Genomic DNA, 20,254 nt, shown 5'->3' with positions numbered 1-20,254 from the left:
CCTTGTCTCTGCTAATCAGCAGGAATTCCTTGTAATGTAAACATTTTGATGTGAAAAAGTAAATTTCTGAAATAACGTATGACCACTTTCCTCAAACGGTCAATTTAGGGCAAAAAAACAACCTGTCTTCCGACAAGCCTCACCGTCGTACCATTTAAGTAACAACAGCAATTCCTTCCATTAAGAAAAGGCGAAAGTAGCTCTTGATCTGTTCCTTGCTAAGTGGCTCGTGTTGCTTATTCCAATCCGACGTCAGGGCAATGTATAATCGAATCATCATAAATGACACGACCTGTGGATCGCAGTCGCGAATTTCGCCTGATGCCTTAGCCTTCTCTAACTCACGTGTCAGAAAGTCCGAAATGACCTTTTCCACTTTATCTAGACCTTCTTTGGCCTGAAGTGTACCGAAATCCTTTAGCTCTTGGGCAAGTTTCACCAACAGATCGTGATCCCGTCTGAATTCCAACAATGAATCAAGAACGCGGAACAGATTCTCAAAAAACGCACTTTCCTGATGAACTTCACGATGAGCAATGTTCTTCATCTCCTGGATGACATCTACCAAAATCTGATCAAACAACTGCTCCTTATTCGTAAAAAACGTGTAAATCGTTCCTTTGCCCACATTCGCAATTTTGGCTACCTGATCCATCGTGGTCGCCTTGTATCCGAACATGGCGAACGATTGCGCTGCCGCTTGTATCACCTGCTGTCTCCGGTCAATCGGAGCCATCATATCTCCTCCTTTATTCCATGATCGTCCTTTAGGAATTGACCAAAAATACATTTCGGTCATTCGGTCAAAAATTACAATACCACCTTTGAAAAATGATTGCAACCCTAAATATAAAAATTTGTGTTAATATTTTTTAACCGAAATGCAGTGGAAACTACGTGGAGCGTCGTCTATAGTGTATGATGATTCCATCAACGCGAATGAAACGGAAGTTATATGTCTCAGAACTCTTAATCTTGTGTAATTATCTAACGAATAAAAAAACATGATTTTCCGCCTCGTTGTATATTCTTGTAGTATCGCAACGTTCCGGCAAAATCTACTTACAACTGATTTGAATTTAAATTTATGAATAAAGGTGAACTCATGCGAAAACCAAGAGTGCTCTTATTATCCGAAGGTTTCGGCACCGGTCACACCCAAGCCGCCCATGCACTGGCAAGCGGAATTAAGAAAGTAAGCCCGCATATCCATAGTCGAGTGATTGAGCTCGGTAAATTTTTGAATCCAACGGTAGCCCCGTTAATTTTCTCTGCATACCGCAAAACCTTGTCTGTGCAGCCCAAACTTGTCAGTTTGTTATACCGCACGCAATATAACAAATCACTGAACGGTTTTACAAAATTAGCGCTACACCGTATTTTCTATACGCAAACGGCGCAGGTCGTAGCTCAATTGAAGCCAGATGCCGTAATCTGTACCCACCCATTTCCGAATGCGGTCATTTCTAGGCTTAAGCGCCAAGGACTTGATGTTCCTTTATATACCGTCGTTACCGATTACGATGTCCATGGAACGTGGATTAATCCAGAGGTGAACAAATATCTGGTCTCTACCCCACAGGTAAAAGCATTGCTAGAGATTAGAGGGGTCGAACCATCTCGTATTCAAATTACGGGCATTCCAGTGCATCCCGACTTCTGGGAGGCAGGAGATAAAGCCACGTTAAGACAGGAGTCTGGCCTTAAGGATATGCCTACAGCTCTGCTGATGGGTGGAGGCTGGGGACTTTCTTTTGACGAGGAACATATGAAGGCATTAACTTCTTGGGCAGACCGTGTGCAGCTTCTCTTCTGTCTCGGGAGCAATGAAAAGATGATAGCCAAAATGAAAGAAATGCCTTGCTTCCAGCATCCGAACATTCGGATCTATGGATATACCCGTGAAGTCAGCAAGCTGATGGATGTATCCGATGTGCTAATCACGAAGCCTGGTGGCATGACATGTACGGAGGCACTGGCGAAAGGATTGCCTATGCTGTTTGTTCCTCCGCTTCCGGGGCAAGAGGAAGAAAATTGTGAGTATTTCGTACAAGCCGGATATGGGCAGGTCATTCATTCAGCAGAGGTCATTTCGAAACGATTTGGCGAATTATGTGATCCACATTCTGCTCAGACATCGGCCGAGGAACAGCCTAATACGGCTAAACTCACCAAGCCAAAATCGACTTACGATCCTACATGCTGCGCACAAGCTGTTCATGACTTATTATTTCCGACGACTACGGAACTTACAAACGCTCCTAAGGAGCGTTTTACAGCAGGAATTACTGCCACGCCGCTGTCAGGTACTAGAATACCATTCTAAGCCCTCTAGACCCCTTTAGATTCGTTCTATGAGGGTCGTACTGAGGATAAGACGAGTTATATGATCTCATTTCACCTCATCTAGTCTATTTCTATCGAATTACACCATGCAAAAAAAGGTTCCCTCCACAAGTTGGAAGGAACCTTTTTTATTTCGATAATTTTATCGTATGATTTTCCATATAAAAGGGTAATTTAAAAGTAATGATCTTTCGAAAACCACGAAATAAACCAGGACAATCCGGCTATTTTGGGTCACCAGTGAAGCTCACATAGTTAACTAGCCTGCCTGTTTGCAGAATTTTCGGGACGATTAGCACCCTTTTGAACCGACCTTTGATTTCTTAACACATCCAGCTTGTTTTACTTGTAAAATGTATGATGACCGATTGTTTTTACCTTTTTCTGTGAACGAGCCACTGTCAGATCATCCGCAAGCGTCAATGATAAGAAATAATACGTATCATCGGCTACTTCCTTCTTCCCGTTCAATGCTGCATTCACGGCCTTAATGCTGTCCTCATTCGGAACAACGCGTTTTAAACGTCCGTTAGCTACAGGACTAAACTGAGATTTCTGATAAATCACTTTATAAATGGAGTCGGGAAAATTGGCTGACCGCAGCCGGTTTAAGACAACATTGGCAACTGCCACTTTGCCTTCGTACGGTTCACCTTCCGCCTCTGCCATGACGATTTTTTGCAGCAGAAGCACATCTTTATCAGACACACTGTATGACCAGGTAGCGAGCTTCGAGTCCGCCTGGTTCAGAAGTTTGGTCCGCGTAAAGTAAAGTTTTTTGGGGGGAGTTGTAAGTGCAGCTGCTGCTTTGGCTTTCTCGATCTTCGCCAATTTTACTGCTGCTTCTTTCTTAGCTTGAGCTGCCGCCGCTGCTCTTGCCTTATTTTTGGCTCTAGCCTCTGCTAGCTCTTGCTCTTCCTGAGCAGAAACAAGCCAATTTTTGGCCGGAAGCGTATTAATCCAGTCTGCATTCGAAGCAGACGTATCTTTAGACAGACTTGTCCCGTCTTGCAGCATTCGCCTATCCTCGTTTGAAGAAACTGCCCCATTATTCACAGACGCTGCGAGCTCAGTCATCTGCTTACTATCGCCATCCTCATTCCACTTCCCAGTCGCCTGGACTACATTAACCCCCACTATACACACAAGCAGCACAGATAACATCGGTGCTACCCAACGATTCTTGCTTATAATATCCATTCGAAGATTCCTCCTAGTCGCAACAATTCCCTAATCTAAGTAACCCAAAAAAAAGAATTTGAATAACGATGGCTAATATTACATAGGGAACAACGTAATGTCAATGTGATTATATGGGATATAAATCATTTTCCGGAAAAAGAAAACGTCTCCACAATCTCATACATCGGGCTACGTCCAAGCCTCGTCACATAAAGTACGAAATCCTCCACATTCCATGAAAGTGTTCCAGTAGAATGTTCTGGAAGCACCTCAATAATTCCTTTATTTTCATTTCCAGGGACAACTCCCAGGAACTTTCTAGCGATTGTAATATGAGGTCGATAGGGTCTTAACTCAGCTTTATATCCCAGCTCGGATGTCGCTTCTACAATTCGCTTCTGCAACAGATTCAAACGATCCATTTCTCCGCTAACACCTTTCCACAGCACTTTTGGTGTCTGCTCCAGTCCGAATGTACCCCAATCGGTAATTTGCAACGAAAAGGATTGAACTTCTGCACTGACTTCACGAAGTGCCTTCCGAAGATGACCCATGTTACTTACAAGCGTATCTCCCAGAAATTGCAAAGTGATATGATAATCTTTGTGATGAGTCCACTTGCGAAAATCGAGTTTGCTCTGCGCAAGCCTTGCATCCATTTGCAGCGTTTCCTGAATGGGATCAGGAAGGCGAATGGCTGTAAACAGCCTTTCTTGTTGCGAATGATGATTAACATGCGAATCATTATGGTTACGATAGTTCATCGGATACACCCCTCTAAAGTTCGTTTTATTATTTCACAGTCATACCTATTGTTTCAAGTTGGGTAAATAAATATATATATCCAACCAAAAAATGTTGCACTGACGTATTCGATGCCAGAATGCCTTAGAGGTAGCCACCTACCCACTTGCTCTTTCTGCACATCAACTTCAAATCTGCTACACTTGATATTACAAGTGAATAAAACTTAGGAGGCTACATATCATGGGTAAAATTGTATGTTTTCCAGCACTGTCAGAGGAACAGCAACAACGAATTTTGGACGCTGCACCTGGTTATACCTTGAATGTTGGCAAAGCCAAAGACATGAACAGTGCAGAGCTACAAGAAGCTGAAATCATTCTTGGCTGGTCTCCTCTCATTACAGAACATGTACTCAAGAAGCAAGGCTCCTTGAAGTGGATTCAGGTCTGGTCTGCCGGTGTCGATAACCTGCCATTCTCTGATCTGGAACAACAGCAAATTCAAGTAACCAGTGCAAATGGAGTTCACTCTATTCCAATTACAGAAATTATTTTGGGCATGATGTTATCTCACAGCCGTTGGTTGAGACAAGCGATGCTACACCAACAGCAACGTGAATGGAAAGCACCTGATCAGCCTCTGCCTGAATTACACGGAAAAACAGCTGTCATCGCTGGCGTAGGAGAGATCGGCAGTGAAACAGCTCGAATTCTCAAAGCGCTAGGCATGAACGTCATTGGTGTGCGTCGCTCCGGTAAAGATGTCCCTAATGTTGATCGTATGTATGACATGTCCGGTTTACACGAAGCCTTAGGGCAAGGTGACTATGTCATTAACATCCTGCCACTAACGGATGAGACGAAGCATCTCTATGACGAGGCCGCCTTCGCACAGTTTAAACCAGGTGCCTGCTTCATTAATGTGGGACGAGGCCCTAGTGTGAAAACCGATGCGCTTCTAGATGCTCTAAATAGCGGACACCTCGCCTTTGCCGGTCTGGATGTATTTGAAGAGGAACCTCTCCCTTCAGAGCACCCTCTGTGGGGGATGGACAATGTATTAATTACACCGCATATTGCAGGGAGCACAGAAGCATATAAGGATCGCGCACTCGATATTTTCCTAGAAAATTTAGAGGCCTACCTTGCCGGCAAATCACTCCCTCGTAATCCGGTAGATTATGATCATCAGTACTAAATCATCCAATCATTTCTATGCATAATTGTACAAATAACAGAAAACCTCCTCTCCGGAATACATACTTTTCCAGGATTGGAGGTTTTCATTTTCTATCATTTTACTTTATTTTACATTATCTTTAAAGAAATTTAGTATCAGCAACTGAAATAGTTTCCAGTTGCACACGAGCCTATATGCATAACCAGATATGTCGTACAAACGTACCTTTACTCACCTTGCAGTAGTGTGTCACCTTCCAGCCTGCAGATAATAAGTGGTTCTCCACCCATTCGGTAGAGACAACTACTGCTATTCCAGTCAATCGCCGTAGACTTGTGAGCATCGCTCGTTGCTCATCATCTGGAAGAACAGAGCATAGATTATAGGGCATGTCCAAAATGGCTGCATCATAAGTACCTTGCAAATCATTCATGTCACCTAAAGTTATACATGCCGCGTCATATCCGTAAGCCGGAAGATTAACACGTGCACCTTGCACTGCGAGAGGATTCAGATCATTGCCTCTAGTCTCAATCCCCATGGACATCGCCTCAATAACTACTGTTCCCATTCCGCAGCATGGATCAAGCAATCGATGACCCTGAATCTCTGGAACCGCAATATTTACAAGTGATCTAGCCAGAGTTACACCGAATCCAGTTGAATAATTTTGCGGCTTGTTGCGGCGATTCTGCCAAGAACGATCTGCTTCTGTCCACCGCCCCAAGATCCATTTTCCACCAGCATGGATTAGGCCGAAAGTCACTTTCGGTTCCTTCATCTGCGCTTTACCCTGAATGCACATCCCGACTTGTCTCTCCAGCTTGCGAGCAGATTCGTAGTCTGGCGTGTCGTCTCCTTCTTTCAGACAAACGACCTTGAACGTCTCCTCCGGCATTAGCTGGATCGCTGAAGCAAATGGCAGTAGCTCGCTGATCGAGTCTGCCTCAGCACTCACTTCTAACCTGCCGCGAATAAACGGACTTCTTCCAGGTGGAATGTCGATATCCGATCTGACATATGCCCCAGAGATCGAATGAATTTCTGAAGCGTGACGCAGCAGAACTTCCAGTTCAAGCATACATAACTCACGTTCATTCTCGTGGCAAGCAAAGGTGTACAGATAACTTCCTTTTGCGGAAAATTTACAATTGGATTCGTTCAAAACAGCAGCCATCCTTCATGTTTCTTCTATTATAAATGCAAGTTCAACAATCCCACTTATTCATACCTAGAAGAAGGTCTATATTTTTAATTTCTCAATGGAAGTAAGCAGGTCATCGGACAACTCCTTCAGATTCTGAATGCTGCCACTAATCGTTTCCATCGAGCTAACTTGCTCTTCTGCTGATGCCGATACTTCCTCGACACTCGCCGCAGATTGTTCCGATACAGCCGAGATCTGTTGACTGAAGTCATTCATGCGTCCACTTGCTTCCTGCATGCCTTCAAGCCCATCCGTCATCGTACCAATTACCTGAACCATGCCCTCAACCGACTCATTGATATTCTTAAACACACTTCCCGTTTGCAGGACTTGCTCCTGTCCACGTTCAGTCTCTTGAACGCCAGTCCTCAATTCAGAGACAACCCCTTGGGAGTCCTGCTGAATATCTTGGGTAATCGTTGTAATCTCTTCTACCGACGTCTGTACAGCCTCTGATAATTTGCGAACCTCAGCGGCTACGACCGCAAATCCTCTGCCACTCTCTCCAGCACGGGCTGCCTCTATCGAGGCATTCAATGCAAGCAAGTTCGTCTGACGTGCGATATCATGGATCACTTGTACGAGCTTCGTGATATCCTCATTCTTGCGATCCAACTGTTCCATTTTATCCATTGAGATCGAGACAGAACTTGCGATTTGCTTCATTTGTTGAACTGACTGTTCCATCGCCTTGCGTCCATTCAGTCCTTGTTCTAACACAAGATCCGACATGATACGCAGCTGTTTCCCTTGTTCTGTGTGCTGCTGAATGTGCTCATTCAATTCCTCAACCGTACGTGCAGACTGTACTGCCGTTTCCGCTTGACTCTCAGCCGCCTTCGCTGACTCTTCCATGGTGAGTGCAATTTGACTACTACCGATCTTAACCTCTTCCGAGGAAATCGCTAGTTCACTGCTCTGACGGTTCACCGCCTCTGCAACACGTCTTACATTCAGCACCATTGAAGTCAGGTTACCTTTCATGTCATTGACTGCCTTAGCCAGAACGCCGACTTCATCCTGATGTTTCGTATGTATGTCCTGAACATTCAATTGCCCTTCGGCAATCAACTTCACGGCACTAATCACGCGAAGCAGCGGTTTAACGACCTGGGAACGGATAATCGGAATGGTGATCACTGTAATCACGATCATGATCAGAACACCAATAATGATAATCATACGACCATCCTGCACGGAACGAATAGTTTGAGCCGCAGATAAGTCAGATTGATTTTGGTTGTATTCCACCAAGTAATCAAGATCAACCTGCATAGCATCAAACGAATCGGCACCCTTCTCCGATACTTCCTTCGCGAGCTGCTCTTGCCCTTCATCGCTGAGCTTGATAGATTGGGTATTGATTTTGAGGTAAGCTTCCCACTTGGATTTGAAGGCATCCCAATGTTCCTTCTCCTCTGGAGCTTTTTGCTGCTGATCATATATCTTTATAGCCTGAGCCGTTTCACGAATATACTGAGTACGCTCTTCCGCTAGCCCCGTCTTGTCTGCTGCTTGTGCATCGAAATGACGGTAGCTCAGCGATAAAATATGCTCTGTCGTATAATTGATTCGATTAATCTGCTGAATGGAGGGCATCCAGTTACCCGTTATTTCGTTTGTGTTGGCTTCCATCGAATTCATTCGAGTGATAATGGTCACGCTCAGAAGAATTAAACAGAGGATTAACAGATAGAACGCGATGCTGATACGCAGACCAATACTCTTGATCTTGAATCTGCTGAACATACGATTTCCCCCTCATGCCGGATTTGGCTTATTAGTGCTTGTTCAAAATAATGGATTTTTAGGACTTTTGTCTGCTAATCAACCTTCTTTTGGCATCTTGCAAAATATCCTTTTCTATATTATATCTGTGACAAAACAGACGTAAAGTATTATAACATTCTTTTGTTATTAAGATACTTTGTTTTGTAAAATCTTGTGAATGCCGCATAGGATCTGTGACATATTTTCATCTTCATGAAGTATAAGCCTAATTCCCAAACCTTTCTACCTATAAAATCATAAAAAAACTGCAGCACACCAACATTCGTGAACTGCAGCTCTTCCTATCTATTGTAAGACAAAATAGTGTATAAGCATTTTAAATCACGCTATATCCCAAGGCTGTTTTAGCCTTACTGTGCCAGCTTTCCCTGACTCCCTATAGGTTGAGCCTTCTCTGATATTCGGCGAGAAGTTTGTAAGATTCAAGTCTTCGCTCATAATCAGGGCCTGCCGTCACGATTAGCAATTGATTCGTACGCAACCGTGCGCCGACTTGATCCATCTGCTTCCACACCTGCTCGGGGGTTCCGGCAATATGCCGATCCGATGGCTCCCCATCTGCATTAGAAGTATTCTCATCACCGTTACTCTGTGAAGGATCACCAGTCGTTCTCGCTCTGCGCCGCTCTTCCATCTGACGACTCCAGCTTAGCGCTTGCTCCTCATCCTCCGCACATAGCACACTCAAAGCCACCATCACTTCCGGCTCGGTTCGATGCGCACTAGGAACAAAACCTTCCCGGTATCGCCGCACAGCCTCCGTTCCATCTGCCTCACTCATAAATTGGCCAAATACATATCCCATACCAAAACGGGCAGCAAACTCAGCACTCTTCACATTCGTGCCGAGCATCCATACCGATAATGGATGTTCTGGAATAGGTCGTGCTTGTACCTCATGCTCCTCATAGGTGTACCGATCCTCAAGGAGTGCAGTGAGTGCTTCCAGCTTATCAGGCAGTTTGGATACATGCTGTAGATAGTTACCACTCAGCGCCATCGTAGCATGAGGCCCACCACCAGGCGCCCTTCCCAGACCCAACTCAATCCGCCCAGGATAGAGTGATGCAAGTAAGCGGAACGATTCAGCTACCTTAAGTGCGCTGTAATGCGGCAGAAGCACTGCACCCGATCCTAGCCGAATCGAGGAGGTTCTCGCTCCGATATGAGCAAGAAGCACCTCTGGAGATGCCGAAGCGAGTTCTTCCATATCATGATGTTCTGATGTCCAGTATCGTAAATATCCCCATTCTTCGGCATGTTGAGCGAGCGTTACCGCTTGCTGTAATGCCTGCTCTGCTGACACGCCGCCAAGCCTTGGAACTAAGTCAAGCACGCCCAGATGGGTTGGAGGATTTGTCCGAATATCCAAGCGTCTCATCTCCCTGTCCTTGTATACTTTTATGGAACAACCTGTATCTCTAGTCGAGATCGTAAATGGAGCCAACCTTTAAGCCATACAGTTCGTTATAGATTTTCTCGGCAAAAGCATCCGTCATACCAGCAATATAATCAATCACCATATGCTCCCACGTCCAGATCGGATTCGACTTCGCCTGATCCTTCTCATACCGTTGCAGCCAGTCCGACGGGATGATCGACTTGGATGTCTCTGGATCTAGGAATGCATCCCATAGGCGTTTAATCATCCATTCACTACGCTTTTGCAGCCGTTGCACACGCAGGTCACGAATCATGGTCACCCAAGCGAAGCTTTTCAGCACACTCACCGTGCGCAGCATATCGAGATCTTCCTTGCCTTCTCGAACAAACGTAACCTTCTTCCAGTTCCCGTCGTCAATTACGCCTAGACTGCCTACAAACAAACTTACCCAGTACGCCTTGACCTCACGGCGAGTCCGTGAGTAATCATGCTCACAGAATGGCATTTTCTCATTCCATACACGCAGAAATGAAGCAAGTACCTCTTCTACCTTTTGCCCAATAGCTTCATGTGTCCAACCGTTCCAGAACAGATCCTCAAGCGTCGTAATTTTATCTACGATAAGTCGATTGATATGAGGGTCTTGCAGGAAATGCTCATGCACTTCAATTTTGCCTGCTTTGATGCCATCCTCTAGATCATGCGCGGAGTAGGCAATATCGTCACACAGATCCATCAGCTGCGCTTCAAGCGTCTTCTTGCCCGCCGGAATGCTCCAACGATCACGGATCTCGCGAATATACTGCCACTCGTGGTGGTACATGCCCTTCTTGCTCTCTGTCCCCGGATAAGGGTATTTATTAATCCCCAGCAGTACTGCATCAGACAGATTAAGACCGTCGATATCTTCCCGTTTCTCCAGATACATGATGAGACGGAAGTTATGCGCATTGCCTTCAAAATGTTCATACTTACGCTTCAGTTCAGCACGAACTTCTGCTTCCGGTCTAGGTGTCTTCGCACTGCGACTCTTCTTCATGATCTTCTTCAACTCGGTGTTGATGAGATCATCCAGGATACCGTCTAACACTTCTTCCCCTTTATGCCCAAACGGCGGATGGCCAAAATCATGCGCAATCGCTGCACATTCCACTACCTCTGAATCGATAATGAGACCAGGGTTTTCTGCCTGATTCCAATCCACCTCGGGAAAACGACGAAGCAGACTTCTCGCTGCCTCTCGTGCAATCTGTGCTACCTCTAGTGAATGAGTTAAACGAGTACGATAATAGTCGCCTGTTCCTGCCCCAAACACCTGGGATTTGCCTTGTAACCGACGGAAAGTTGGTGAGTGAATTAGTCTCGAATAATCCCGTTCATAGGCTGCGCGAGCCCCATCCAGCTTCGTCAATTCAGGATATTGTCTATGTTCTCTCAGATCGTTCCATTGCATCTTGATCACTCCTAGCCGACTGTCTCTATTTTGAGTGATTATACACATAATCAGCGGTTTCGAAAAGCAAAACCTATCTGTCATTGTTATATCTTCTCACATCAACTTGTTATGGTCAGTCCTCTTTATCTCATTATACCCTGACCAATGATCGTTCGTGCAACCTCTCAACATATATGCTGGTGCATTCTGCTCCAAATAGAGTCCATATAAGAGTCCATAGAAATGAAAAAAGCGACCTCGCAAAATGTTACGTTTGCGAATCGCTCATGTGTTCATTCATACCGTCTTCCCAGTTTACCTTTTCCACGCTGGTGCATTGGATATACCGTACCTACCTAACACCTTGCGCCCAAACCAGTTGAACACTCTGTCGGTAGTAAATCCCATGAACCCCAGGCATATTAAGCCAACAAATATCCAGTCTGTGCGGAAGAATAAGCGCGAATTCCAAATTAAGTAACCGACACCTTCATTGGAAGCTATCATTTCCGCTCCGATGATTGCCATGTAAGATGTCCCCATAGCCAGCCTTACTCCGGTAAAAATGTACGGCGTCGTTGCTGGCACAACCACGTACAGCAATATCTGCCACTCGCTTGCTCCCATACTGCGGGCTGAACGTATTTTATCTTCCTCCACTGCAAGCACACCAGTTAATGTATTAAGAATTACAATAAAAAAGGTCGCGTACATAATCAGGGCAATCTTCGACTGTTCTCCGATTCCGAACCAGACCAGAAACAACGTAATGAACGCGATTGGTGGAATGAAGCGGATAAAATTCAGGAACGGCTCTGCAAACACACGGATGATATGTACCTGACCGATCAACAGACCAATCGGAATAGCAATCAGGCTGCCGAGTACCCATCCAATGAGCACGCGCTGAAAGCTGATACCAATATACTGCACCAATGTGCCATCAGCAATCAACTCCTTGGCTCCCAGCAAGGTGGCCCATGGCCCTGGAACAACATCCGATCCGTAGATCAACGCGCCTATCTGCCAAATACCGATAACCACTAACCATAATATCGGAACTGTGATCCATTTACGTTCCAACCATTTCATAATGTCCACCCCCTATTTCTCAAAATGGCTGCCAATCTGCTCGTACAGGGCTCCTAGTTCCTCGGAGGCGATATTGCGCGGGTAAGGCAAATGTACGTCATAAATGTCCATAATGTTGGAGGACGGCCCCACCGACATGATGCCAATTCGCTCACCAAGCAGCAACGCTTCCTGAATGTCATGGGTCACAAAAATAACCGTTTTGTTCGTCTCACGCCAGATATTGACCAATTCCTTCTGCATCGTCCTGCGTGTCATCGCGTCGAGCGCTCCAAATGGTTCATCCATTAACAGGATGGCCGGATCGTTGGCAAGGACCCGTGCAAGCTGAACACGTTGCTTCATGCCGCCTGAAAGTTCCTTCGGGAATTTGGATTCGTGACCATTCAAACCAACCATCGCGATAAACCGATCTGAGATCGCCTTCCGATCAGCCTTAGGTACATGTGCCATACGCAGCCCGAACTCCACATTCTGCCTCACAGTTAACCATGGAAACAGTGAAGAATCTGCCTGTTGAAACACCATAGCTCGGTCTTTACCCGGTTTCACGATTTCACTCGCATTGACTTTCAATTGTCCGCTTGATTTGGAAATAAAACCTGCTATCATGTTAAGCAACGTTGATTTGCCGCATCCGCTTGGCCCCAGCAGGACAAAGAATTCTCCTCCCCTAATGATCAAATTCACATCTTTGATAATGTAATGAACATCTCCAGCCGTCACATCGTTATAGCTTTTACGAAGCTGTTCGATCTCAATAGCCGATATCGTTGCAGGTGTTGACATGCAAGACCCTCCTCTGTACTCATGTATCTACTTATCAAAAGTGACCTGATCCGGTAGCACCTTGCTTAACGGCTCCAACTTCAATTTACTTGCAAGATCAAAATCCTGCTGAATGATTCCATTATCGACCATATATTGCTTTTGCTTGGCAAGGCTATCAAAGGCCGCTTGAGTGAAACCAACAACCCAAGGGTTGATCGGGATATCCTTCAAAGTCGCTTCTTTTGGCTGCTTCGTTAACTTGTACTGCAAGTCAGCCACTTCTTCTGGGTGAGCCTGCGCATACTCTGAAGCTTGATTGAGTGCCTTTAGGAACCCGCCAATTATTTCAGGATTCTCTGAAATGAACGCATCACTCGCAACAAGTCCCATGCCAAGTCGCACTGAGGTTTTCGACATATCCGATAGCTGATGCACGTTGTCCAGCGCATCGAATTTGTCGGTCAATGCTGAGCCAACAACCCAGGCAGCATCTAGATCACCTTGCTTCAGTGCGATATATGTCTCGTCAAAAGAACCCTGACCCACCTGCGTTACATCCTGCAGTGCCACTCCGTTCTCCTTCAGATACTCATCCCATAAATAGGGAATGAAGGTCCCTCTCAAAAAGCTCACTTTTTTTCCTTTTAGATCGGCAGCGGCTTGAATGTCGTTACTCACGTACAATTTCCAAGACGCAGCCGCATAATCCGTTGCTTGCCCGGCCGAAGCGATGACGGAATAGTCACCTTTGGAGAGAGCGTTTAATACAGGGAAGTCCGCACCATAGGCAATATCGATCTGATTAATGAACAAGGCGTTCACACCTTCGGCAGGCGTACCGAAAATCATACTCTCAGCGTCAATACCCTGTTCCGCAAAGAATCCTTTCTCGATACCGACACGAAACGTCGGATTGCTTGCCGTATCCGCAATCCTGATTTTCACTTTTTTCCCTTCGGCACTAACATTTCCGGTCTGCGCCCCGCCCTCTTCTCCCGATGCACAACCGGAAAGTATAAGCATAGTCGTAACCATAAGTATTATGGATGAATGGATCAATGATCTTTTCACGGTAATCACCCCTGCGTATAATTAATGTTTATCCTATTCATTCGTATGGTCGCCTTTATCGGACTTCAAATCATGTGAGGTCGTCACGCAGGCAGCTTCTTCGACGAATGGCAGTGTTGCTATGACACTCACGACCGATTCAGCCCCTTTTGAAGCAGCTCCTGGGACACGATAGTTCTCGACACTGATCGGCTCAATCGCCGTTTCTTCCGGTCTGTCTAACTGGGGCACCCAGCTATAAGGAACACGGTAAGAACGATACACCATGTTGGTATTACGACCATTCCAATACGGCGAGATGTATTCCCAAACTAGTTCATGCTCGCGCGTGACCTCGAACAGACGTCCGTTCGACCCTTCCGTGATAAGTGTGTTACCGTTCGCAAGCCGTTGAGCCGAGCTAATATATGGACTATAGAATTTGTATGAATCCGTCGGTACCGAAAAGCCTGCTTCTGCCGGTGTATACTGCCAGATGATCTCCAACGTGACCGGATCAATCTCCAATACCCGGGAATGATCACGCACCGCTGATTTCAGCCCAATCGGAGAAGCCGGGTTCGGCAGACCATATCCAGCCCATCCGCCGTTGTCGAACACCAGCAGGTTACCTTCACCAGGCAGTCCTTTCGGGATAATATGGGCATGGTGCTGACCGATAATCCATCCAATATGCTTCACTTCTGGTCGGGAGTAATCTGGCCCGAGCTGCCAGACGATGTTACCTGTGCGTTTGTCTGTAATTGCAATAATATTGGCTTCGCGTGCATCCCAGATAATGTTGTCCGGATGGAAACGTTCGTCCCCGGCATCATAAAAGCGGTTTGGCCCGACATACGAAGCAGAGTTGATATGCAGCCAGTCTCCCACGCCCCCTCCCAGATGACCAAAGGACCGAGAGTTGGGATCACGGAATAACACATTGCGTGCCGCTTCGTCGAACCCTAGTTCCTCAAAATGCTCGTTCGCCGCCCATTCCCATATGATATTGCCCTGCCAATCCACTTCGAGGATCGTATCATCTAACAACGGCTTATCCGATATGTTCGGATTATTGACGTTTTTGTGAGACAGAATGAGTGTGGTACCACTACCGATCTTCGGTACCAACCCTGGTGCATAATACCCCACTGGATTACCTTCCCGCTGATAGTCATGATGCTGTCTTGCATACCAGAGCGGCTCATAACCAGGGTCCTCAATGTGTTCATATCCGTCGTATCTCCAGACGATGTTACCGTCCCAATCCACCTGAACCAAATCGAGATTATCCTGAATACCAAACTTGGGATCTCTGCGTCCAGTGCTTCCAAGCACGTAGCCACCCGGAAATAATTTGGCCGGAAAACCGATCAATCCTTTCCACAGACGCACTTCTCTGCCGTTCATGTCGATCAGAACAACACCTTCATCCCCTGCCTGAAAGATCGTATACCCACTCCATGCTTTTTCTGGTTGAAATACCGTTGCCCCTGTCGGGTAAATTGTTGAGTGTCCCATCGTAATCCGCTCCTTAGTAGTGGTTTATAAAACTAGGTCGTGTCTGAAAACTCGCTAATTAATAACTCAAATAATTTTTCTCACTGTTTCGTGCAGGCTTCTGTTCCTGATCCACAGGTGATGGAGCCTCCGCATTCTGTTCTGCCAGCCCCAGCAATGTTTCGGAGAATCCCTCCAGATTGGCAAATATCCGTTCATAGAAACGGCTCTGCTGTTCCAGCTCCTCTACCGTGAACCCTTGAAACAGAAGCGTAATACATCGATCACCGATGTTGTTGTTGCGCGCTACCATCTCCCGCCCTTTGGCGGTAATATCCAACAATACCGTGCGCCGATCATCCTCCTTACGACGGCGTACCGTATATCCGGCGCTTTCCAGCTTGTCACTCAGCGCTGTGATTGCACCTGAGGTAAAATCCATCTGTTCTGCCAGATCGCCAAGTCGCTGCTCACCATCGCGAATGATCTTTTGTAGAATGAGCATGGCAGGTAACGTCACACCCTCCACGCTAACGCGATCCCGCTCTTTCACAAATCTACGTACCATTTTGCGGTATAGGTCATCTACGATCGTTAGTTGCTCCCATGTTCCTTTATCCATTAGGCAGCCTTCCCTTCTGTGAACTCGGCCTCATTCCTCGCGTGGAGGCAATAAAAAAAGGCTCCGGCACACCTTCCCCACGGGGATGATGTACTGGAGCCTTTGGTGATCCAATGAGCTCAGAAATTATTTCACTGTTCATTTAATTAGTAGTGAAGTATTATTGAAACCAATATAACCCCCTTATCCCTACCTGTCAAGTATGTTTTTAAAAAGAGAATAGGCAATTTTCCATTTGCATCGAAATTGGTATGAGACTGCTTGATTAATGGAGTCGCCAACAGCTCATGTTAATACGGCTGATAGCTCACTTTCTGCCCTCACACCAATCGTTTAGATTAACTAACTCGTGAAGTTCTTTGGACATCATTTGGTTGGCATGCTTATCCTATGACATGTACCTGTTGGTACACTAAAAAGACAGGACATGAATGTCCTGCCTTTCGTTCAAAAAGTTAAAATGTCGTGTTACACCATCACTTTACAAATATCGTTTGTGAATTCAACTGGATCTTGAATCGGCAACCCTTCAATCAGCAAGGCTTGGTGATACAACAGGCTTGTGTACAAGCTCAATTTTTCTTTGTCTTGTGCAAATGCATCTTTCAACGATTGGAAGACATCGTGGTTCACGTTGATCTCCAGCACTTTATCTGCCTGTACATTTTCACTATTAGGCATAGCTTTCAAAATTTTCTCCATCTCAATGGTTAGCTCGCCCTCAGTGGACAGACATACCGGGTGGCTTCTCAGACGTTTCGAAGCTTTAACCGCTTTTACTTTGCCTGCGAGCTGTGTTTGCATCGCTTCAAACAACTCTTTGTTTTCGTTGTCCTGTGCTTCCGTTTCTTCTTTGTCCGCACTGTCTTCGATGCCAAGGTCACCGCTGGAGATGGATTTGAATTCTTTTTCCTTATAGTTCGTGATCATCTTGATCGCAAATTCGTCGATATCGTCCGTGAAGTAGAGCACTTCATAGCCTTTGTCGAGTACACCCTCGATCTGTGGCAGCTTCTCGATCCGTTCGATTGATTCACCAGATGCATAGTAGATATACTTCTGATCTTCCGGCATTCTGGAGACGTACTCATCCAAGCTTACCAGCTTCTTCTCTTTGGAAGAAGAGAACAGCAGCAGATCCTGCAACGTATCTTTGTTCACACCATAGTCGCTATATACGCCATATTTCAACTGACGTCCAAATGCTTGGTAGAACTTCTCGTAATTTTCACGCTCGTCCTTGAGCAAGCTCTGCAGTTGGCTCTTGATCTTGTTCTTAATGTTCTTCGCAATCAGGCTGAGTTGACGGTCATGCTGCAGCATCTCACGGGAGATATTCAGAGATAGATCCTCGGAATCCACCATACCTTTAACAAAACCGAAGTAATCCGGCAGCAAGTCGCCACACTTGTCCATGATCAATACGCCGTTGGAGTAGAGCTCAAGACCTTTTTCATACTCTTTGGTGTAATAATCAAACGGTGTATTCTCTGGGATAAACAAGATTGCATTGTATACCACTGCGCCATCCGCGCTAATGTGCAGGTGCTTCAGCGGTTTGTCAAAACCGTAGCGCTTCTCCATATAGAAGTTCGTGTAATCTTCTTCGGTCAGCTCGCTTTTATTTTTACGCCAGATCGGTACCATGCTGTTAACGGTTTGTTCTTCTTGGTATTCCTCGAACTCGTTCTCTGTACCTTCCTTCGGACGTTGTCCTGTCACATCCATCTTGATTGGGTAACGAATGAAGTCAGAGTATTTCTTGATGATGGATCTCAGGCGGTACTCTTCCAAGAATTCGTCATATGAATCTTCTTCGGTATTTTGCTTGATCGTCAGAACGATCTCAGTTCCTACAGAATCCTTCTCTGCTGGCGTGATCGTATATCCATCCGCACCTTCGGATTCCCATCTCCATGCTTCATCACTGCCCAGCGTTTTACTCGTCACGGTCAGCTTGTCAGCCACCATAAACGCGGAGTAGAAACCAACCCCGAATTGTCCGATGATGTTATGTCCATCTTTTGCTTCATTTTCCTTCTTGAACGCAAGGGAACCACTCTTCGCGATAACTCCGAGGTTGTTCTCCAGCTCTTCCTGAGTCATACCAATACCGGTATCGGTCAGGGTGAGCGTGCGATTTTCTTTGTCGATCGTCAGTTTAATGTAGTAGTCCTCTTTGTTGAACACAAGTGAGTCATCGGTGAGGGCTTTGTAATATATTTTGTCAATCGCGTCACTGGAGTTGGAGATCAGCTCTCTCAAAAAGATTTCTCTTTGCGTGTAAATGGAGTTGATCATCATATCTAGCAAACGCTTGGATTCTGCTTGGAATTCTTTCTTAGCCATGAATGGGTGTCTCCTCTCAAATTGGATATCGAATGATTGAGTTAAATATTAAATGTAAAATTAGAATCTCCACATAAAGCATCACGTGAACAAAAATTCTTCTGTCGCTTAATCCCTGAACTAATCTAATGCATATTCAAGACCCATTAAGATCACTATCGTCGAAGGCTCTCCTCCAGTGACCGTTCCGGTTACGGATCGTTCTTTCGATCGCTGTTGTCTCCAAATTTTTGTGAATTATATTAAATAGGTGAAAATACGGAGACAAAGGCGAGTGCTACCGCTTCTTCAGAATCGATTCCGCACCCTCCACTACTGAGGCTATTAGCCAAGAACCTAATGAAATTATGAGCTTTCTCTAGATCAAAACATTCAGGAAGACTCGCTACGACGTACCGAATTTTTTCTATTCAGCCACACTCGTGTTCTCTTCGAATTCAACAATTTAATATTCAAAACAAAATCATTCCATATGTAGTCGTGTATTAAAAAACATCTTGTATTAGCACTCAGGTCGTTAGAGTGCTAAACCCTACCTTTTATATAACATATGGGAAAATTGGGTGTCAACATGATGGCGGATATTTTAACAAAATGATTGAACAACGCTTGAAATCGAGCGCATCTTCTTATTTTAACGTAATAGGGTAGGCAATACAAAAGCCGCCTCGAACGATGCTTCGAAACGGCATGAAGTATGAGTTGAACCTCAGATATGATGAAAAAATCGAAGTTTATCTGGATTTCGAATAAGATAAATGTTGCGAATAGAACGTTCTATGATATGAATCAGCGCAACGGTATCGACACGCTCTCCCAAACGGATAACAACTCCTGTCTGGCCGTTGATCTCTCTCACCTCTATCTGTAGTCCATCTTCATGTTGAAATGATTTATGGAAAATACCATACAGAAATTTGAAAACAGAATCGCGTTCTGCAATCGGCCGAACGGCAGCGAGTGCTTTCCCTCCCCCATCGGATATGAGAACGACATCGCTCGCTAACATGGAAATAACTCGCTCTGCGTCGTCCTGCTCAAACGCGGCTATAAATTGGCGAATCCACACTTCTCTATCCGTCTTGATCATATCTGGTTCCCCTTCACTCAGCCCCATTTTCCCCTTTGCACGGCTGAACATCTTTCGGCAATTGATCTCGCTTTTACCAATGATCTCGGCTATATCGCCATACTCAATACCAAGAGCCTCACGCAATACATACACCGCGCGTTCTGCCGGAGACAACTTCTCTAGCATGACCAGGACGGCATAGGACAGCAATTCATCACGGATTATTAAATCAAGCGGATCTACCATTGAAGTCGGAATGGGTTCAGGGAGCCACTCTCCTACATAACGTTCCCGTCTCCTGCGAGCCGATTTATACAAATCTCGGCATCGATTAACGACCATTTTACACAAATACGCCTTCGGTTCCTCGGTCAGACCAGCCGGATTTACATCGCATACTTTAAGAAATACGTCCTGCACGACATCTTCCGCATCGGTCCACGTACCCGTCATCTGGTAAGCCAGTGTAAGCAATAACTTTTTATACCTACCGTATAGTTCCTCCATCTCAGCCACCCCGATTCATC

General features: G+C 45.6%; 16 protein-coding genes. 2 read left to right on the top strand and 14 right to left on the bottom strand.

The genetic code is table 11. The features are described 5' to 3' along the window. Positions 1-154 precede the first annotated feature (154 nt). Positions 155-736, bottom strand: coding sequence for a TetR/AcrR family transcriptional regulator (locus V6W81_RS06010; protein WP_145051265.1), 582 nt, complete (start codon positions 734-736; stop codon positions 155-157). A 369-nt stretch (positions 737-1,105) separates the two neighbouring features. Here V6W81_RS06010 and V6W81_RS06005 point away from each other — a divergent pair, with 369 nt between their 5' ends. Further along, positions 1,106-2,326 (top strand): MGDG synthase family glycosyltransferase, encoded by a 1,221-nt coding sequence (locus V6W81_RS06005; RefSeq protein WP_338542068.1) that lies wholly within the window; start codon positions 1,106-1,108, stop codon positions 2,324-2,326. 362 nt (positions 2,327-2,688) lie between these two features. On the opposite strand, the gene V6W81_RS06000 is transcribed toward V6W81_RS06005, so the two are convergent. Continuing rightward, positions 2,689-3,546, bottom strand: coding sequence for a cell wall hydrolase (locus V6W81_RS06000; RefSeq protein WP_145050978.1), 858 nt, complete (start codon positions 3,544-3,546; stop codon positions 2,689-2,691). A 125-nt stretch (positions 3,547-3,671) separates the two neighbouring features. Further along, positions 3,672-4,292 carry an RNA 2',3'-cyclic phosphodiesterase gene (gene thpR / locus V6W81_RS05995; RefSeq protein ID WP_145050981.1) on the bottom strand — a complete coding sequence of 207 codons (621 nt, stop codon included), beginning with the start codon at positions 4,290-4,292 and terminating at the stop codon, positions 3,672-3,674. 223 nt (positions 4,293-4,515) lie between these two features. Between thpR and V6W81_RS05990 the strand changes: the two genes are divergently transcribed. Beyond that, on the top strand, positions 4,516-5,472 hold the full coding sequence (locus V6W81_RS05990; protein ID WP_338542065.1) for a D-2-hydroxyacid dehydrogenase: 957 nt from the start codon (positions 4,516-4,518) through the stop codon (positions 5,470-5,472). A gap of 172 nt (positions 5,473-5,644) precedes the next feature. On the opposite strand, the gene V6W81_RS05985 is transcribed toward V6W81_RS05990, so the two are convergent. From V6W81_RS05985 to sigJ, 11 genes are all read right to left on the bottom strand, one after another. Beyond that, positions 5,645-6,535: a TRM11 family SAM-dependent methyltransferase gene (locus V6W81_RS05985; RefSeq protein ID WP_430701337.1), complete on the bottom strand. Its 891-nt coding sequence runs from the start codon at positions 6,533-6,535 to the stop codon at positions 5,645-5,647. 162 nt (positions 6,536-6,697) lie between these two features. Next, complete coding sequence (locus tag V6W81_RS05980) at positions 6,698-8,410, bottom strand: methyl-accepting chemotaxis protein (RefSeq protein WP_338542062.1); 1,713 nt, start codon at positions 8,408-8,410, stop codon at positions 6,698-6,700. 418 nt (positions 8,411-8,828) lie between these two features. Beyond that, positions 8,829-9,833: an MsnO8 family LLM class oxidoreductase gene (locus tag V6W81_RS05975; protein WP_338542061.1), complete on the bottom strand. Its 1,005-nt coding sequence runs from the start codon at positions 9,831-9,833 to the stop codon at positions 8,829-8,831. Positions 9,834-9,873: 40 nt separating this feature from the next. Then, complete coding sequence (locus V6W81_RS05970) at positions 9,874-11,289, bottom strand: deoxyguanosinetriphosphate triphosphohydrolase family protein (RefSeq protein WP_338542060.1); 1,416 nt, start codon at positions 11,287-11,289, stop codon at positions 9,874-9,876. Between the two features lie 297 nt (positions 11,290-11,586). Next, the gene (locus tag V6W81_RS05965; RefSeq protein WP_239290234.1) at positions 11,587-12,363 is read right to left on the bottom strand and encodes an ABC transporter permease; all 777 of its coding nucleotides are present in this window, start codon (positions 12,361-12,363) and stop codon (positions 11,587-11,589) included. Positions 12,364-12,375: 12 nt separating this feature from the next. Then, positions 12,376-13,152, bottom strand: a complete 777-nt coding sequence (locus V6W81_RS05960; RefSeq protein WP_338542058.1) for an ABC transporter ATP-binding protein — start codon at positions 13,150-13,152, stop codon at positions 12,376-12,378. Between the two features lie 27 nt (positions 13,153-13,179). Then, positions 13,180-14,205 carry an ABC transporter substrate-binding protein gene (locus V6W81_RS05955; protein ID WP_338542057.1) on the bottom strand — a complete coding sequence of 342 codons (1,026 nt, stop codon included), beginning with the start codon at positions 14,203-14,205 and terminating at the stop codon, positions 13,180-13,182. 33 nt (positions 14,206-14,238) lie between these two features. Continuing rightward, the gene (locus V6W81_RS05950; RefSeq protein ID WP_338542056.1) at positions 14,239-15,705 is read right to left on the bottom strand and encodes an aryl-sulfate sulfotransferase; all 1,467 of its coding nucleotides are present in this window, start codon (positions 15,703-15,705) and stop codon (positions 14,239-14,241) included. A gap of 58 nt (positions 15,706-15,763) precedes the next feature. Further along, positions 15,764-16,306 carry a MarR family winged helix-turn-helix transcriptional regulator gene (locus V6W81_RS05945; RefSeq protein ID WP_338542055.1) on the bottom strand — a complete coding sequence of 181 codons (543 nt, stop codon included), beginning with the start codon at positions 16,304-16,306 and terminating at the stop codon, positions 15,764-15,766. Between the two features lie 468 nt (positions 16,307-16,774). After that, positions 16,775-18,655, bottom strand: coding sequence for a molecular chaperone HtpG (htpG, locus tag V6W81_RS05940; RefSeq protein ID WP_338542054.1), 1,881 nt, complete (start codon positions 18,653-18,655; stop codon positions 16,775-16,777). 709 nt (positions 18,656-19,364) lie between these two features. Continuing rightward, entirely contained in the window at positions 19,365-20,234 is an 870-nt protein-coding gene (sigJ, locus tag V6W81_RS05935) for an RNA polymerase sigma factor SigJ (protein WP_338542053.1), read from the bottom strand. Positions 20,235-20,254 lie beyond the last annotated feature (20 nt).

Source organism: Paenibacillus tundrae (genome assembly GCF_036884255.1).
Taxonomy (GTDB): Bacteria; Bacillota; Bacilli; order Paenibacillales; family Paenibacillaceae; genus Paenibacillus.
The sequence above is the reverse complement of the archived record's forward strand: the minus strand, read 5'-3'. Positions and strand labels throughout refer to the sequence as shown.

What these genes read in the sequence shown, in the direction of transcription:
- V6W81_RS06010 (WP_145051265.1), bottom strand. Translation starts at nt 736, where the DNA reads ATGGCTCCGATTGACCGGAGACAGCAGGTGATACAAGCGGCAGCGCAA.
- V6W81_RS06005 (WP_338542068.1), top strand. Translation starts at nt 1,106, where the DNA reads ATGCGAAAACCAAGAGTGCTCTTATTATCCGAAGGTTTCGGCACCGGT.
- V6W81_RS06000 (WP_145050978.1), bottom strand. Translation starts at nt 3,546, where the DNA reads ATGGATATTATAAGCAAGAATCGTTGGGTAGCACCGATGTTATCTGTG.
- thpR (WP_145050981.1), bottom strand. Translation starts at nt 4,292, where the DNA reads ATGAACTATCGTAACCATAATGATTCGCATGTTAATCATCATTCGCAA.
- V6W81_RS05990 (WP_338542065.1), top strand. Translation starts at nt 4,516, where the DNA reads ATGGGTAAAATTGTATGTTTTCCAGCACTGTCAGAGGAACAGCAACAA.
- V6W81_RS05985 (WP_430701337.1), bottom strand. Translation starts at nt 6,535, where the DNA reads ATGCTTGAACTGGAAGTTCTGCTGCGTCACGCTTCAGAAATTCATTCG.
- V6W81_RS05980 (WP_338542062.1), bottom strand. Translation starts at nt 8,410, where the DNA reads ATGTTCAGCAGATTCAAGATCAAGAGTATTGGTCTGCGTATCAGCATC.
- V6W81_RS05975 (WP_338542061.1), bottom strand. Translation starts at nt 9,833, where the DNA reads ATGAGACGCTTGGATATTCGGACAAATCCTCCAACCCATCTGGGCGTG.
- V6W81_RS05970 (WP_338542060.1), bottom strand. Translation starts at nt 11,289, where the DNA reads ATGCAATGGAACGATCTGAGAGAACATAGACAATATCCTGAATTGACG.
- V6W81_RS05965 (WP_239290234.1), bottom strand. Translation starts at nt 12,363, where the DNA reads ATGAAATGGTTGGAACGTAAATGGATCACAGTTCCGATATTATGGTTA.
- V6W81_RS05960 (WP_338542058.1), bottom strand. Translation starts at nt 13,152, where the DNA reads ATGTCAACACCTGCAACGATATCGGCTATTGAGATCGAACAGCTTCGT.
- V6W81_RS05950 (WP_338542056.1), bottom strand. Translation starts at nt 15,705, where the DNA reads ATGGGACACTCAACAATTTACCCGACAGGGGCAACGGTATTTCAACCA.
- V6W81_RS05945 (WP_338542055.1), bottom strand. Translation starts at nt 16,306, where the DNA reads ATGGATAAAGGAACATGGGAGCAACTAACGATCGTAGATGACCTATAC.
- htpG (WP_338542054.1), bottom strand. Translation starts at nt 18,655, where the DNA reads ATGGCTAAGAAAGAATTCCAAGCAGAATCCAAGCGTTTGCTAGATATG.
- sigJ (WP_338542053.1), bottom strand. Translation starts at nt 20,234, where the DNA reads ATGGAGGAACTATACGGTAGGTATAAAAAGTTATTGCTTACACTGGCT.